The following is a 17,396-nucleotide window of genomic DNA, read 5'->3' on the forward strand; positions in this document are numbered from 1 at the left end:
CCTTTTATTATTTGTATTCAAAAAGTTTTTCAAGTATTTTTTCAACTACAGTTACATTAACTGTATTTTTTAATTGTTTATAAGCTTGTTTGATGTTTTTGTTTATTTGAAAGTCTTCTGGAAGACTAGCTAATCTTGAACATTCTCTTAAAGTTAATCTTCTTTTAAAAGGTCCATAAATTGGAACTTCTGAAATAGTGTTTGTTGTTTGAACAACATTTGGCTTTTGAATTTTAATACCAGAAGCTTTAATTTGAATTAATCCATCATAAATATTTTTGATATCTGTATTTGATTTTCAATCAAGTTTTCTATAAGAAGATTTATTTCTTAATATGTCATAGTTTTTAGCCAATCAAGAATCAACAAACTTAATATTTTTAATATATAAATCTTTGTTTTTGTTAATTACACTTTGTTTTGATAAAGGCATTTGTTGAACTATTCTACTTGCTGTTTTAAAATAATCAATTCATATTGGAAAATCAACATTTTCCATATTTACGTTTTTTTTAAATTCATTTCAAGCATCTAAAATAATTTTTTCATTAGGTGTTATTTCATATGTTTTAAAATCAAATTCATCTGAGTTATTAAATATGTTTTCAATACTATTCTTTTTCTTTGAAACTTTTCTTTTAAAGTTAATTTCTAAACTATTTTCTTTCACAAATTCTTTTTTAATTTCAACAACATAAGAACTTACCTTTGCATAAGGTATTCCAAAATGATGAGGACTTAAAAGTAATGGCTTTTCAGTTGTTACATATCCTAATTTTTTAAAGATTGATTTTAATTCTTTTCAAGTATTTCCTTTTTCATTAACTGCTAAGTTTTTAATGTTTTCAAATAAGAAATATTTAGGACTTTTAGCTTCAATAACTTTTGTCATTTCAAATAATAAGTCAGTATCACTGTATTCATATCAGCTTTTTTCTGTTGTTTTATTAAATGTTTTCGAAGGAAGAGAACATAAAAGAATATCGTGATCTGGTATTTCTTTTACATTTATGTTTCTAATATCCTTACTTGCAGTTATTCCAAAGTTCTTTTTATAAGTTTCTAAGCTATAACTGTTTTTTTCACAACTTCAAACACATTCACCATCAAATTTTTTCATTGCATAATTAAATGAACCAATTCCTGAAAATAAATTTATAAATTTCATAAGTACCCCCATTTAGTTTTACACCTCTATTATTTAATCACTAATTAGTGGGTTTTGTATCAAAAAAAGAAAAAACCCAATATAGATTAGGTTTTAGTTTATTTAATAATCTTGTTTTTTGACATTAACAATAAGTGTTCATTGTTATTATCTAGTTTCTTGCAAAATATCGGACCTGCTGCTTTGATTTTTACCCCTAGTCTTTCAGTTAACTCTTCAAATTCCATTTCATCCAAGTTTTCATAAGTTTCATCTATGTTTTCAACCAATAGATAAGGATCATCAAATGCATCAAGCATTTTTATATCATTGATAAGATTGTTACTAATGTTAATTTCAATCCTTTGATATATGTACAATTTTTTTCCTTCTTTCAATAATGCTACTCATGCATCATCTGGTGCTATTTAAATAACACCTTACTTAAATTATAATTGATTAAATGCTATATAAAATAAAAAACCAACATAAAGTTGGTTTAAATATAACTATTTTATATATACAAATGATTGCGGGGCACAAGATACTCCAAAATCTTCCAATTCTCTAGGTTCTTCAAATTCTATATACTCATCGATTTCATAAGCTATTGCTTTATTTTTATTCTGATAATAATGGTAATAAAAATTTTTGTCCACTCCAGAAAATTCCTTTGTAAATTTTCAGATATTTTTTGGTGTATCTATGTGTATCTTACCTATTTTTGCTATTCCAACAACTTTAGAAACAGGTGCAGTAGCGTATACAAAAATTTCGCTTGGGCTGTACTTTCTTGCTTCAACTTTTCTAAACTCGAACCTTTTATTACCGCTTTTAATATTTTCTATATGTTCACTATGTATTGACATTAAAATTTTCATGATTTTTCAACCTCTCTAAAATTAGTTTATGAATAAGTTCTTTATCTTTAATTGCGAATGCAGGTAAATATAATAATTCAGGTCATATTCCCATTTCTTTTAATGATGAATGATTAATAATTTTTCCTTCCCCAAAAGAGAATATATGAAAAAATTTAATTATTATTTTTCTTTCAGAATTGAATTGTTCTTCTAATTCTTTCATTGTAAAAACTGAAGTATTACCAACTAATTTTAATCATTCATTTAATAACATTTTTCTTCCATCATAAACCTCAGAAACTATACCAATTCCAGTTACAACTGATTTATAAGTTTTTGGAGCAATATCACTAATTCTATATTCTAGCAAGAAGTCTCCGCTCTTCGGCAATGAAGCATATTGTATTTTTGTAATGTAAGTTTTACTTATACTTATTGAAGAAACGTTAAACTCCTTAGCTTTATTATCAACATTATACAACTTATTGTTAGGTAATAATTTATCGTGATAATTGCTTTCCAAAGGTATTAAATAATAATCTGAGTCTTTTTATAAATCCCAAATAGGTTGATTGAAATATCATTTATAATTTTTTTTAACTGTATCCATTTTTTGATCAGTAAATTTCGACATAACTATTTCATTATTTTTAACACCTGTTTCAATAAATCCTCAAGATTCTAGTACATTATATAATATTTTTTGTTTTTCCTTAAAAAGAGTAACATAAGCTTCATTAATATTATTATTTTCCATTTCTGAAAAAATTATATTTATGATCGCCTCTGATAATCTTTGAGATTTTATTGAATCATCAATTTTTAATGTAGATATTTTTATTCTCTTGCCTATTATTTGCTTAGGTTCAATATCTTCTTCTATTTCATACTTTATTTGCAACATCAAAAATGCTTTAATGTTTTGAAAATCATCAAACTTTACATAAGCTTCACAATCTTCGGAAGCTTTTTTGTTAAATCAACTTTCAAAGTCCATTTTTCCATAATCATTTCTAAGAGTATCAAAAAATATATCACTCAGTTTTAAATCTTTTAATTTTATTTTTTTTAAAATTTCCATTTTTCTCATTATTTTCTATTTTATATATTTTAACATGTGTAATTTAAATTTAATTAATAATCAAATCCAATTTTAAGTTGATATTATCCGTGATTAGTATCAGTTGAACACATTTGGCATTCAGAACAGTTATCATCGTATTGACATCCACAGTTGCAATCTTTGCAATCTTTGTTACATTCCATACTATTCCACTTCCTTTCAACTATATTTTATTCCTTTTAAAAGAAATATTTTTTTACTTTAAATGTTGCAATAAAATTTCACTTATCTTAACACTACCTTGTTGTAGTATTTGGCTAAATTGTAATTCATTACATCCATTATCAATGTGATCACTTATTACTTTAAGAGATATTAAAGGTCTTTTAAAGATATGTGCTGCTTGGTAAAATCCAAAACACTCCATATCAAATACTGTAATATTTTCACTTAAAGGTTTTATTATTTTGTTTATTTGATCGTGTGAATTTATAAAAGTATCACTTGAACAAATATCTACTCTTTTATATTCATTAAATGAATCCAAAAGTTCTTTGTTTGAAGTATAGAATGGTTCCATACCAGGAATTTGTCCTAATTTATAACCAAATCCAGTTGCATCAGCATTTCCTAAATATGAGTTTTCAACAACAACTGGTTCTAATAAAGATAATTGTTGTGAAAATGTACCAACTAACCCTGCATTTATAAACAAGTCAATTTCATTTTTTGCATTTACATATGCAAAACAAGTTGATGCATTTATTAATCCTACTTTTGATATTGCTATATAAATATTGTCTTTTTTATATATTTCAAAACTTTCATTTTCTAATAATTCAGCATTAAGCTCATCAATAAGTGCTTGAGCTTCTTCTTTCATGGCAAATAAAATAGCATAATTTTTCATTATATTAATTTTCCCCTTTTACTCAATAGTTATAAGATTCTATAAGTGATTTACCTATAGAATCAAGTGAATGTTTATTAATAGCCACTTCATATTGATTTTTTAACAGTTCTTTAAATCCTGTTAGTAAATCAGATTTAACAAGTGCTCTAAGGTTCTCAACACCTTCATAGGTTCTTTCTGCAGATATTTTATCTGCACAAAAAACAATCATATCTAATACTGTCATATCTTTCGATCCGACAGTATGATTATAAACTGCATTTATTATTTCTTTATCACTAAATAATCAATCTTTTTCTAAATGATATGCTCCTACAAATGAATGTCATACTGGAGAAGGTTCATTTAAAAGTTCTTTATTGTTTTGTTCTAAGCAAGATATCATATCTTGTTCACTTCAGCGTTTTACAACATCATGAAGTGTTCCTGCTATTTGAGCTTTGTTTAAATCAACATTATTTAGTCTGGCAAGTTCCATTGCCATTTGTCCAACATTTAATGAATGAAAGTATCTTTTTTCATCCATTTTACTTTCTACTCTTTCGTGTAAATACATTAAATTATTATTTACATAATCATTTACTTCTTTTATTTGTAAATGTAAGTCTTCTAAGTTTCTAATTTTTGTTGAACTTAAGTGATTGTTTTCAAATTCAAATGTTTCTAAATTATATTTAGAAACAATATCTTGGTTAAAGTCTTTTGTTCTTAAAAAGACTTTAAAGTCTAACTCTTCTATTAATTGTTCAAAGTGATCTCATTTTTCAAAGTTATCTAATTGATCAGAGCCCATAATAAATGAGAAGTTTAGTTCAGGGTATTTTGATTTAAAATACTTAACAGTATCATATGTAAAACTTGAAGTTTGTTTAGATATTTCATAAGTTTCAATTTTTACATAATCTAAATCTTTGGTTGCAAGTTTTAACATTTCTAATCTTTGTGTAACACTTGAAGTTGAAAGTGCTTTAAAAGGATTAACATATGCAGGTACAACTCAAACTTCATCAAAGTTTAAGTTTAACTTACAGCTTTTAATTATGTTTATATGATCTGTATGGACAGGATCAAAACTTCCTCCAAATAAAGCTATTCTTTTCATTTTCTTTTATCCCTTACTAATAAGTTCTTTAACGTATTTTCCAACACCATTGTCATCAATGTGGTCAATTACTTTTCAAGCAACTTCTTTTAAATTTTCAACAGCATTTCCTACAGCAATACCAAATGGTAATTCACTTACCATTTCCATATCATTGTTATTATCTCCTATTACATGAATATGGTTTATATCAACATTCATTATTTCAGCTCATTTTTTAATACCACTAGCTTTGTTTACACCTTTTGGCATTGCATCAACTAAAATTCTTGATTGAATTATTGTTGAAGGATGGTATAGGTTTTTTGACTCTAAGTAATCTTTTAAGTCTTGTGCTTTTTGAGTTTCAGTTTCACAATCAAGTGAATACATTAACTTAACTGCTCTGTGAACGTCATTTTTAACATCTTCAATTAATTGATGATAATCTTCATAAAGTATAAATTCTGGTTGACAGTCATCTGGATAATGACCGTAAAGCTCTTTATAAGCTTTAACTCTTTCTGCACTTGTAAGTGCACATAAAGTTGTTGCTGTATATAAAGAAACATCTAAACCATGCTCTATTGAGTAGTTTAAAAGCTCTAAAACCACTTCTTTGTCCATTAAGTGTTCATAATAAACTTCTCAAGTTACAGGGTTTGTAATAGCTCCCCCATTTGAACTTATAACAGGTAAAGTTACATTTAACTGTTTAATGTAATACTTCATGTTTTGAAAAGCTCTTCCAGTAACTATGAAGAAATTATTGTTTGTTTGTTTTTGATATTCAAGAATATCATTTACTGTTTCATCAAGGATTTTAAAGTCACTGTTCTTTACAACAGTTCCATCTAAATCACTTCCAATATAAGGTAATTTCATAATCTTATATCCTCCAAAAATAATTTTACAAGATAATAAAAAAATAACCACATTTGATTAATTGAAAGTGGTTATTTTTTATAAATATAACTGTTTGTAAAGTATTCCATTGTAGAGATACCAACAACGTGAACTGTAAAGTCATTTACTTTAACTTTTGGAATAGCATTTAAAATATCATTAATAAACACAATTCCTTCTACTTTAACATTTTCTTCATCTTCAAATTTAACACCCATTTTTCTCATTTGTTTTTTAATTTTCTTAATGTCTTTCATTATGACACTAAAACTTCTTGAAAAAATTGAAGGTATTATCTTAGAACTTATTGCATAAGTGTCTATTGTTCTTTTTGCATTTAGTCAATCTATATTTTCAACTGAATAAAAGTTTGTAAGTACAAACAATAATCTGTTTAAAGCTGGATCATATAAAACACAATCTGTTAAAGGGTTTTGTTGTGTATGATTTTTACTTTCAGCAAAGAATTGGATTTCATTTGGATCAAATGCTTTCATAACTCCAAATCGTTTTTCAACTTTTTTAAGTTGATCATTTAATATTGGGTTGTAATCAACTTTAAGTCTTGCATTAAATTTCTTAGATAATTCTTTGTCAAAGAAATGATATTCTTTTTGCATTTGATATGACATTCAAACGAATTCAGGATAAGCTATTAACAATCTATTTCCTTTTTGATCTTTAAAATTAAATAAAGGTTTTTTGTAAATAACATCATATAAGTCATCTACTTTTGCAGTTTTATATTCTTCTTTTTCTAAATTTAATGAACAATATTCAATTATAAAGTCTAATTCTTCTTTTGTATAAATCTTATCTGTTGCAGTTGAAGCTTCAGTGAAAAGAGAATTTGCAAGTTCATCATATGTATAGTAAGAGAAATTTAAATAAATTTCTTTTATAACATCAGCTACATAAAAGTATTGATTTAAGTTAACTGTTCCAACCAACATTAAGTCTTTATAATATTCTCTAATTTGGTTTTCAATAGTTATATAGTAAGGTTCTAAACTTCAACCTCTAAAGTCTTCTACTGTATCGATTCTTTTTGCATTTTCTTGTTCAAAACCAACTTCATTAAAGATATGATCATAGTCCATTGGTGAAAGTACATTACTGTTGAATTTAGGATAAAGTCTTTTTGAATCATCATATTTAAATTTGTAATCACTTAAGTCACAAGAAAATTTAATATAAGTGTACATTCACATAAATAAGAAAATATCTTTATAAGCTTCAAGTGAATAATAATCTTTGTCTATGTATTCATCCATGTTTGAAAGAATACTGTAGGTTTCTGTATTTTGATCCATAAAGAAAATACCAAATGTTGAAAGTGTTTCATAGTATTCTTTTAAACTCTTTTTGTAAATTTTATAGTTAAACTTTTCATTAAAAAATTTAAATACCCTTAAATTAACATTATAAATAAGCTTGTTTATTGTAGATAATAGAACATATTCTTGTGAAACTAATCTTGCTCCTAAAAAAACAACACTTGTAAATAAAGCTTTAGCTACTCTTTTTTCAGAGTCATTTTTTACTTTTACAAATTTTTTAGTTTCTTTATTATAAGTATGATTTGTATAGAAAGTGTATCTTTCCATAATTCTTTGATAAATATTGTTTTTAAGTTCGTGCATATTGTTTTCATACTTTTTAAACAGTAAAAAGACATTTTCTAAATCTTCACCTTTTATACCAAAGTAATCAAAGTAGTTTAGTTTATCTTCAAAATCATAAAAGCCGTTTTTACCAGCTATCTTATTAAAGTGTTTTTCCATTAAGCACCTCTTCAAAACATTAAGTATATTATACTCTTTTTTAGCTCTTATTTATACCCCCACAGATAACAAAAGCACACTAGATGTGTGCTTTTAAATACTCTTATACTCTTTCAATAAACAATCCTCGCAATAGTTTTTAATGCGATTTAATTGACTTAAAGTTATGTATTTTGACTTATTATTACATGTATCACAGTTAACTTTATCATTGTTTGTAAGTTGTGCATTTAATTCCTTTATTGCACACTCCTTACAAGTAAGAGTAATTGTGTTTAATTGATTTACTTTTTTAAGATCTGCTGGTTTTTTACAAGTAGAACAAATATATTCTTTCATTTTTTCACTTCTCTTCTAATAATTTAATTATATTCAAAAAAACACTATATATAAGGAATATTTGAACAATATTTTCAATTTTTTTATTAAAAAAAAATAAAAATAAATTGATTTTTCAATTTTTTTTTGATATATTAATTAATGTCCTTTTGGACGCGACTATGACGATTAAACTATGTATCGCAGTTACATCACTTATCTGCGGTAAATTCATTCTTTAATTCAATATAACATCCTTTCTTTCGATAAGGTCACTCTTATATATGTCATAGTCATTAAGTGACCTTTCATTACTCATTCATATCTTTTTAATTATTAGCAAATCAATTACATATGCGAAAGCATGATTAATAATATATAAAAAAAAATACGCTTACCCTAAAAGCGTATTTTTTTCGTCTATTTTTACTTTTTAATATTTGTTTCTTTTTCTATATAAAGGAGCTGTCATTCAAATATGAATAAACATAAATATCATAGGCATGAATGCTTGTCCTATTCAATAAATTTCAGCCTGATATTTTGTAGGTAAAACATTTATTGTGTTATTTCCTTGAAATTTTGCAAATAATATATTTGAGTTCATAATTGATACTCAAGCAATTGCAAGTCCAACAAAACTTAGTATTAATAATTTCGAAGTTATATCAACAGTTTTAGCTTTTTTGAATCCTCTTCAAATAAATAAGTTTATAAAACTTAAAAATATTAATACACATTGAATTGACATCATAGCTATTATTATTCCATCTAGTTTGAAAGCCTTTTCTTTGATGTTAGGTGAAATAACATTTCCTGGATTTACTTGATTATTTAAAATTTCAAATAATCTTGCAGTTTGTCCGAAAGGAACTATTCATTTGCCATTATTTGGATCTAAAATAAGATCTGTTTCATGGTTAAAGTTTAAACCTTTAAAGATAATTGTTACTCCCAAATCACTTGATTGATATTCAAAACCTAGTAAGCAAAAGTATAAAAAGAAGTAAGCTAAGACAAGAATATTTATAATAAGTAAAGCGTATTTGGCTGGTAGTCTGAAGTTCATATCTTAACCCTCTTTTTTTTCCTTTAAATATTTTACTAAAAAACAAAGAAAAAACCAACTAAATAGTTGGTTTAAAAGTATTAATTAGATAGAAAGAAGAAACCGAGTCTTCTGTTTCTGGTTAACTCTCTTTTTCAGTTACAGTTATTTCAACACTTCCAGTATAAACTTCTTCATCAATTGATTTAATAGAAATATCACTTCCACTAATTACAACTTCTACTTTAGTTACATCTAAACTTGAGTTAGCTGCTTTAACTGCTGCTAAAATAGCTGCTTTATCTTTACCTTTTCCTGAATCAACTTCAATTTGAGTATTTTTTATAACAGTTGATAATTCAACTGCATTTGAAGAAGATTTTTCAGTTACAGTTATTTTAACGCTTCCAGTATAGACTTCTTCATCAGTTGATTTAATAGAAATGTCATCTCCATCAATTACAACTTCTACTTTAGTTTCATCTAAACTTGAGTTAGCTGCTTTAACTGCTGCTAAAATAGCAGTTTTATCTTTACCTTTTCCTGAATCAACTTCAATTTTAGTATTTTCTATAACAGTTGATAATTCAACTGCATTTGAAGAAGATTTTTCAGTTATAGTTATTTTAACGCTTCCAGTATAGACTTCTTCATCAGTTGATTTAATAGAAATGTCATCTCCATCAATTACAACTTCTACTTTAGTTTCATCTAAACTTGAGTTAGCTGCTTTAACTGCTGCTAAAATAGCAGTTTTATCTTTACCTTTTCCTGAATCAACTTCAATTTTAGTATTTTCTATAACAGTTGATAATTCAACTGCATTTGAAGAAGATTTTTCAGTTACAGTTATTTTAACGCTTCCAGTATAGACTTTTTCATCAGTTGATTTAATAGAAATGTCATCTCCATCAATTACAACTTCTACTTTAGTTACATCTAAACTTGAGTTAGCTGCTTTAACTGCTGCTAAAATAGCAGTTTTATCTTTACCTTTTCCTGAATCAACTTCAATTTTAGTATTTTCTATAACAGTTGATAATTCAACTGCATTTGAAGGTTTAGTAACATTTGCAGAAATTTCAAATGAAACGTCATCATTTTCTTTAATTTTATAACCAACAGCTGCTTTTACACTAACTATAAAAGTTTTTATCTCAGTTGCATATGTTTCACTATTCTTCAATGAAACGTCACTTATTTCAAGTCCTTGATCAAGTTCTACTGTTGCTATTTTTGTTTTAGCATCTTCATCATTTTCAAACTCTTTATCTTTAACAAACGCTTCTAGTGAAGATTTTACATTTTTTGTTGAAACCTCTTTAAGGTCTTTAGAAACAGTAACTGTGAACTCAACATCTTCTGCACCTTTATAAGAAAGAGTTATTTTTGTTGAACCTTCAGATACTCCTGTAATAGAAAGACTATTTTCGTTAAGTTTAACTGTTGCTATTTTTTCATCACTTGAAGTTGCTGTTAATTCAACTCCATCATCTGGGTTTTCAACAGTTATATCTAAAGAAGTAGTTTTTTCAGTTTCAACACTAGTATTTCCTGGATTTTTAATTACAGGAGCCACTATTATGTTTGCACTAACATAGAAAGTTTCTGAATCTTTACCACTTTCTAATACATAATTTTCATCTAGAGGTTTAATTACAACATCAAATTTTTGAGGATTTAATCCAAATGTTTTTGAAGGTGTAACACTATCTATTTTTAAACCTGTATCTAAAGTTGTATCTTCAATAACTTTTTGAGCTAATTCAACAGTTGTAAATTTTAAATTTTTAACTGAATTATCTAATTTATCTTGAACTTCTTTTGTAGAGATCTTTGTTGGTTCTTTAGGTTTTTGAACTTTTGCAGTAACCTTGTAAGGACCTACGGCATCTTCGCTTTCAAATTTGTATTTATTAGTATCAGATAATTTTATGAATACATTAAATTTAATATTTTCAATTTCTTCTGAAGCAAATGTTGTTTCATTATCTAATTCAACTTTATCTACTAATATTCCTTCATTACTGAATTTTGTTGCCTTTATAGCACTAATTGCTGCGTTATTATCTTTATATTCTTCTTTTAAAGTACTTTGTATATCACTTTGTACTTTATCTGTTTTTACAGTAATTAAAGCAGCTTGTGCAGTAAGTTTAAATGATTGAGTATTTTCTCCATATGTGATTACAACATCAATTGAACCAGTTTTTGTTATTTTTAAAAGTACTCCTGTTTTTCCTTCATAATCATCTGTTCATTCACCAGTTGCACTTCCACTAACTTTAACAGTTGGAGTTCCTAAACCTTTTTTGGCTTTTATTTTAACTTCTACAAAGTAGTCATCTCCAACCCTTGGAGGAGTTGAAGGTAATTTAGGTTTACCAATAGGATTTGCATTTGCTATGAAGTGATCATATGCAAAGTAACCTCCAACACCAACTCCAGCAATTAAAGTAATTGAAGCTAAACCAATCATAAGGTTTCTAAATCCCTTACCTCTTGGTTTTTCAGATCTAGAAATTTTAATTTCTTTTTTAGAAACTTTTTCTTCTTTTCTAGGTCTTCTTTCTTCTCTATATTCTTCTTCGTATGTATCTTCTCTTCTTCTTGAGTCTTTTTCATATGAGTCTCTTCTGTCATAATCTCTATCATCTCTTCTTGAAGATTCTCTTCTGTCATAATCTCTATTGTCTCTTCTAGAAGATTCTCTTCTTGGAGAATAGTCTTTACTGTTTGAAAGAATAGATTTTAAAATACTGATTTCTTCTAAAACTTCTTTCTTATCTTCCAAAACTCAATCAATTTTTTTACTCAATTCTCTAATTTGATTTTCAATTGAAGAATTAATTTGAGAATTATTAAAGTTATTATTATTGTTATTGTTATTGAAATTTTGATTGTTGTTTTGGTTATTGTGGTTGCAAGAATTATTGTTTGACCCATGACATGAATTGTGACCATTACATGAATGACCGTGTGAATGTCCTTGATTCATTAAAGGTAAATTAAAGAATTGTCCATAACTTTGAGGTGTTGCAACATTCAATCCTTGTGCTGTTTGTATATATGCAGCTGCATCAACTAAACGTGAAAATTTTGCCACAATTAAATTTGAGAATGAATTAACAACACAATACATTCCATCAATAATATTTATAAAATACATGTAAGAGCCCTCCAGTAAATTAGCCATTTTTACTTTTATTTAAATAAATTATATCATACTTTTTAAGTTTTTTTGAAAGATATATATTATAAACAAACTTTCATAAAATTACTAGTATATTTAAAATTTAATACATAAAAAAACCCAATTAATATTGGGTTTAAGATATTTTTTAAAATAATTTAATTTAAACAGCTATGTATTTAGATGTTTTATTTTTCATTATTGTCTTTAAAAGTTTTTCTTCTTTTATTTTTTTTGTTTTAATGTTTATAAAACTTTTTATATCAGTATTTAATTTTGATAATTGTTTGAAAGTTTCTTCTTCTTTTTCTAAAGCTAATTGTAATTCTAATTGTTTTTGCTGTTCTTCTTGCTCTAATTTAAGTTTTAACAATTCTTCTTCATTTTCTTCTGTAGTCGAAACTACTTCTTCAATATTTTCGATTTCTTTTTCTTCATTAAAATCTTCTTCTTCGTGAATTTGATCATTTGCTGATTGATTATTATTTATTAAAGCTTCTGATTTTCAATTGCTTGGTGCTAGTAGTTTAGAGTTATTAAATTTTGAAGTATCTTGTTCATTTAGTATTAAAAGTCCATTAAGAGAAGATACAAATGCTTTAGCATCTTCTAAATTAGAAAATTGTGCTATTAAAAAATTATCTTTTACATTATATACAGAGTAAAGGTTGTTTAATAAGTTAATGTAATACATATAAACACCCCTTCTTTTTTAATATTTATTACTATGATTATATCACAATCCCAACATAGCTAAAATACAAAAGAACCCATCATAGCAGGTTCCTTTTTACTCTTCTAACTGAGCATTATAATCTGGATTATTAATGTTTTTAGAAACATATTCTTTTCAATAAGCATCAATATATTCAGCTCAATCATCTGTCATTTTGAATCTGAATAAGAATCCATCATATTTTCTTGCTGGTTGTTCTCATCAACTATGGATATTATTCAACTCATCTTGAGTATCTAAAGTTTTACCAAAGACATTTATTGTTCCTCCAAATATAAATTGACTTAACGATGAATTTCAAGTTACACCCAAACCTTTTCTGTAAATGAATTCTCTTGCAGGTGAATCATATTTACTTTGGAAGTCATTTGTTATTAAATTAATTTCTTTTTGTTTTAATAAATCTGCAAAAGCAATATCATCGTCTGCTTTTGAAAAATCACTAGAAGATTTTTTTGAGAAGTCTAAACTTACATTTTTATTATGTATTTCTAAATTCCCTTTTTCATCATATCCAAATATTTCATATATTTTTTTATCTGCATATTTATTTAACAATGCAGCCATATGATAAATTCTTCATGAATCATGATTTATATTTTGAGAAACCTGATTTGGATCCAATTCAATAGCTTCTTTAAGTTTATTTAACATTAAAGTTTCAGCATTAACTTTTGAAGGAGCTAAGTTTGTAGTTTCTATTCCTAAAACATCTAATTCAATTCTATTTTTTTGTGTAAATTGATATTGTTCTAAAACATTATAAGCTCTTTGCGATGATGAAAGTCTTTGTCCTAAAAACACATTTCTAAATCCCTTATCAGAGATATAATCTTGAGGACTTCTAGAATCATCTGGAGAGTATCATTGTTTTTCTGAACCAGTTATTGGTGTTGATTTAGATCAATAGTAAACTTTGAATTTATAAGTTGAATCAAAACCAAAGTCAAAATAATCTTGTTGACTAGAAAGTAAACTATCATAGTTATTTCCTGTTTTATAAAGGTTTGTATTTAATTGACCAACTGAAAAATCAGTTTGACCAGAGTTTGCATCATTTACATTTCTTGAATCATTCATAACTTCTTTGAATAAATCTGTAAAACTAGTTTTTGAAATAGTATTAAATTCACAATCTTCATTCTTTATTTGATTTAACATAACCAAAAAATTATTCATTAAAGTTTTGTTTGTTCAACTACTTTTTAAAAGTTTACTAACTTGTTGTATTAGTGAATTTATCATAGATTCAACTAATAAGTCAGCTTCATTTAATTCATCTTTTGTAAATAGTGATGTTCCACTTTCATCTTTTAAGTTATGTCTATCAATTGCTTGAGATAACATAACTGTATAAATTTGATTTTTGATTATTGTATTTATTTCTGAGTTTTTTAAACCTTCTCCCAAGTAGATTGGATTGTTTAAAAGATAATCATTTAATGCTTTTTCAATTTCTTTTTTAGAGTTTTGTAAAATCATATTTCCAAAATCCAAAGTTATTATTTTATTATTAACAAAGTCAGTTGCACTTGGAGAGTAGTTGAAAATTCCAGGAGGAACTTTTGATGGTGAAGAAGATAATATTTCATCTAATCTAAATAAGCTAGATGAGTTTGCATAACCTTGATAAATCGCTCCCTTAAAAAAATCTGTTTCAGTTACTTGAGCATTTGGAGGATTGTTTTCATCATAATCCCCTCTTATTCCTTCTTTATTTGAATTTTCTAAATCAATTGAACCATTTTCATCTGCAAGAACTTTTCTATTTATATTTATTCTTGCATAAACTGGATCTTCAACTCCATTTCAACCAAGTTTATCTTTATCTAAAAAAGTAACTGATAATGATCAATCTTTGTTTTTAAATTTCATTCAACCACTAACGTTGTTGAAAAGATTTAAACTTGAAGTAGGATTATTAACCAATTCTTTAATACTTCACTGTGATTGTCATGTTAATTTATTTGCAATTCAAGCATATCCAGGAACTTTTGAAGAAACTTCATTTAAAAATTGATTAGACATTATATAAACACCTAAACTTTTTTTAATAACCCCACCATTTGGACTATTTGAAATTAATTCTTCCAACCCTAAAGCTTTAATGATTTTATCGATATCTTCATCACTTGTTAAAGAGTTTATACGAACACCACTAGAAACTAGTTGTTGTTCTGTTAAGTTTTGAATTGATAAAATCTTTTCTTCATCAGAAAAGTTTATTGACATATCAAGTCCACCATTACAAGCAACAGCAGTGGTTGCTGAAAAAACAGACAAACTTAATGCTCCTAAAAATGAACATAATTTTTTCATAACTTAACATCCTTTCAAATTTATTTTATTATACTACTCATCATCTTGTTGTTGATTATTTCTTTTTCTATTAGCTTTTGCTTCAAGTTTTTGAAGTTTTAATTCACGTTTTAATTCTTTTCTTCTTTCTCTTCAAGCAGATATTTGATCAAGTACTTTTTGTATCTGTCTTCCAACTCAACAAAGAGCCATTCAAAATACTCAAGCAAGAATTATTGTTGAAAATACACACCCTACACCATAGTAAAGAAAAGCACTTACTCCAGCAACTCTTTCTACAAAGTCATCACTAAATGCTCCAGAAATTGCTCCAAAAGCTTGATTTGGAAGAATTCCTCCTCCACCCATATAAGTTAATAAACCAGGTATTAAAGTAAAAGTAACTGCCAATATTGAAAAGTGAATAAATTTAGTTCAATAAAGATATTTATCTTTTGGTACATCAATATATTTATCACTTAACTTTTCTTGAATAAATCAATTAGCAAAAGTGAAATATAAAAATGGAATTATTGGAATTATTGGAATATATCCTATTATTGTTGCTGCAAAGATGAAACCCTGAGAAGAGTTTGGCTCATCTCTTGATTCTGCAAGAAGAAAAAATAAACCTTTAAATCAATAATAGAATCCACCTCTGTTATGTTGCACAACATATGATAACGTTAGCATAAACATTTGAAATGCAAATAAACAAGCTATTATAAATACCATTCAAAACATTCTATATAGTCTTTTATATGGTTTTAATCTAATTAAAAATTTACTAAATCGTTTCATATTATCGCTCCATAGTAATATTTTAAAGGAAAATAACCCCTATTAATTGTTAAAAAGTAAAAAAATACTTTATTATTTTATGTCTTTTAGATAGTAAAATAAATATTGCGAGGTGTTTTTATGAATGTTATAAAAGTAAGTCCAAGAGGTTTTTGTCTTGGAGTTGTTAAATCAATAAAAATGGCAAAAGATGCAGTTAAAATGTATCCTGATAAACAAATATATATGATAGGTCTTTTAGTTCATAACAAGATAATAGTAAATGAATTAGAAGAATTAGGTATAACTGCAATAGATGATTGAAAAAAATCTCGCTTAGACATCATAAAAACAATACCTAAAGGTAGTGTTGTTATATTTTCAGCTCATGGAACAGATCCAAAAGTAGTAAAAGCAGCTGAAGAATTAGAATTAATAGTTGTTGATACAAAATGTGAATGAGTTTTAGAAACAGAAGAAGTAATAGAAAAGTATTTAAAACTTGGTTTTGACATTATATTCATAGGAAAACACCATCACCCAGAAACAATTGCTTTAACTAGTTTAGATGAAAACAAAATTCATTTAGTAACAAATTTAGAAGAAGTTGAACAATTAGAAATAACAAATACAGATGTATTTATTACAAACCAAACAACACTTTCAATAATAGATACTGAATTAATTTATAAAAAGGTCCAAGAGAAATATCCAAATGTAGTTTATAAAAACGATATTTGTGAAGCTACACTCGTAAGACAACAAGCAGTTTTAGATTTAGATCCAAATCAAATTGATTTATTATATGTTGTTGGAGATGAGAGAAGTAATAATACTTTAAAATTAGTTGAGTTAGCTCAAAACAAAGGTATAAGAACAATAAGAATAAACAGAAAAGAAGAAATCAATTTAGATGACTTAAATGGAGTTGAAACAGTAGCAGTAACTGCCGGAGCTTCTACTTCAAGTATTATTCAAAATCAATTTATAAAATATTTAGAAGAATTAAAAAACGAAACTAACTAGTTTCGTTTTTCTCTTTTGTTGTATCGTATTTTGATTTAGCAATAATGAATAATACTCCACTGGGAATATTTCCTATAATAAATGATAATACAATAGATAAAATTGAAGGTGCTTTTTTCTTTTTATATTTTCTTATCAATATAAATAAGCCTAAAATTTCTAAAACCATAATTGATACAGTTGTACCACCTATTGCACCAATAGTTCTTTCATTAACGTTTTCTTTATTAATAAATACTG

General features: G+C 26.1%; 16 protein-coding genes. 1 reads left to right on the top strand and 15 read right to left on the bottom strand.

The window, feature by feature from the left end:
* Nucleotides 1-7: 7 nt before the first annotated feature.
* From dcm to AACL10_RS03200, 15 genes are all read right to left on the bottom strand, one after another.
* On the bottom strand, nt 8-1,168 hold the full coding sequence (gene dcm, locus AACL10_RS03130) for a DNA (cytosine-5-)-methyltransferase (RefSeq protein WP_338984487.1): 1,161 nt from the start codon (nt 1,166-1,168) through the stop codon (nt 8-10).
* A 98-nt stretch (nt 1,169-1,266) separates the two neighbouring features.
* Complete coding sequence (locus tag AACL10_RS03135) at nt 1,267-1,527, bottom strand: hypothetical protein (RefSeq protein WP_338984489.1); 261 nt, start codon at nt 1,525-1,527, stop codon at nt 1,267-1,269.
* Between the two features lie 129 nt (nt 1,528-1,656).
* Nucleotides 1,657-2,028, bottom strand: a complete 372-nt coding sequence (locus AACL10_RS03140; protein WP_338984491.1) for a hypothetical protein — start codon at nt 2,026-2,028, stop codon at nt 1,657-1,659.
* Complete coding sequence (locus AACL10_RS03145) at nt 2,003-2,533, bottom strand: hypothetical protein (protein ID WP_338984494.1); 531 nt, start codon at nt 2,531-2,533, stop codon at nt 2,003-2,005. The genes AACL10_RS03140 and AACL10_RS03145 overlap by 26 nt, the downstream gene beginning before the upstream one ends.
* A 27-nt stretch (nt 2,534-2,560) precedes the next feature.
* Nucleotides 2,561-3,091: a hypothetical protein gene (locus AACL10_RS03150; protein ID WP_338984496.1), complete on the bottom strand. Its 531-nt coding sequence runs from the start codon at nt 3,089-3,091 to the stop codon at nt 2,561-2,563.
* A gap of 238 nt (nt 3,092-3,329) precedes the next feature.
* A complete protein-coding gene (locus AACL10_RS03155; RefSeq protein ID WP_338984498.1) occupies nt 3,330-3,983 on the bottom strand; it encodes a 5'-methylthioadenosine/S-adenosylhomocysteine nucleosidase in 654 nt (217 codons plus the stop codon).
* A 4-nt stretch (nt 3,984-3,987) separates the two neighbouring features.
* Nucleotides 3,988-5,088 (bottom strand): nicotinate-nucleotide adenylyltransferase, encoded by a 1,101-nt coding sequence (locus AACL10_RS03160; RefSeq protein WP_338984499.1) that lies wholly within the window; start codon nt 5,086-5,088, stop codon nt 3,988-3,990.
* A gap of 6 nt (nt 5,089-5,094) precedes the next feature.
* Nucleotides 5,095-5,952 (bottom strand): HAD family hydrolase, encoded by an 858-nt coding sequence (locus tag AACL10_RS03165; RefSeq protein ID WP_338984501.1) that lies wholly within the window; start codon nt 5,950-5,952, stop codon nt 5,095-5,097.
* A gap of 71 nt (nt 5,953-6,023) precedes the next feature.
* Complete coding sequence (locus AACL10_RS03170; protein ID WP_338984503.1) at nt 6,024-7,757, bottom strand: hypothetical protein; 1,734 nt, start codon at nt 7,755-7,757, stop codon at nt 6,024-6,026.
* 93 nt (nt 7,758-7,850) lie between these two features.
* The gene (locus AACL10_RS03175; RefSeq protein ID WP_338984505.1) at nt 7,851-8,096 is read right to left on the bottom strand and encodes a hypothetical protein; all 246 of its coding nucleotides are present in this window, start codon (nt 8,094-8,096) and stop codon (nt 7,851-7,853) included.
* Between the two features lie 412 nt (nt 8,097-8,508).
* Nucleotides 8,509-9,144, bottom strand: a complete 636-nt coding sequence (locus tag AACL10_RS03180; RefSeq protein ID WP_338984507.1) for a hypothetical protein — start codon at nt 9,142-9,144, stop codon at nt 8,509-8,511.
* Nucleotides 9,145-9,265: 121 nt separating this feature from the next.
* Nucleotides 9,266-12,292, bottom strand: coding sequence for a hypothetical protein (locus AACL10_RS03185; RefSeq protein WP_338984509.1), 3,027 nt, complete (start codon nt 12,290-12,292; stop codon nt 9,266-9,268).
* A 187-nt stretch (nt 12,293-12,479) separates the two neighbouring features.
* Nucleotides 12,480-13,010 (bottom strand): hypothetical protein, encoded by a 531-nt coding sequence (locus tag AACL10_RS03190; RefSeq protein ID WP_338984511.1) that lies wholly within the window; start codon nt 13,008-13,010, stop codon nt 12,480-12,482.
* A 96-nt stretch (nt 13,011-13,106) separates the two neighbouring features.
* Nucleotides 13,107-15,371, bottom strand: a complete 2,265-nt coding sequence (locus AACL10_RS03195) for a hypothetical protein (RefSeq protein WP_338984513.1) — start codon at nt 15,369-15,371, stop codon at nt 13,107-13,109.
* 33 nt (nt 15,372-15,404) lie between these two features.
* Nucleotides 15,405-16,151, bottom strand: coding sequence for a hypothetical protein (locus AACL10_RS03200; protein WP_338984515.1), 747 nt, complete (start codon nt 16,149-16,151; stop codon nt 15,405-15,407).
* A gap of 120 nt (nt 16,152-16,271) precedes the next feature.
* On the opposite strand from AACL10_RS03200, the gene ispH reads away from it, so the two are divergent.
* Nucleotides 16,272-17,156 (top strand): 4-hydroxy-3-methylbut-2-enyl diphosphate reductase, encoded by an 885-nt coding sequence (gene ispH, locus AACL10_RS03205; protein ID WP_338984517.1) that lies wholly within the window; start codon nt 16,272-16,274, stop codon nt 17,154-17,156.
* Nucleotides 17,157-17,396: the final 240 nt, after the last annotated feature.

The organism is Spiroplasma endosymbiont of Diplazon laetatorius (assembly GCF_964019625.1).
Taxonomy (GTDB): Bacteria; Bacillota_I; Bacilli_A; order Mycoplasmatales; family Mycoplasmataceae; genus Spiroplasma_A.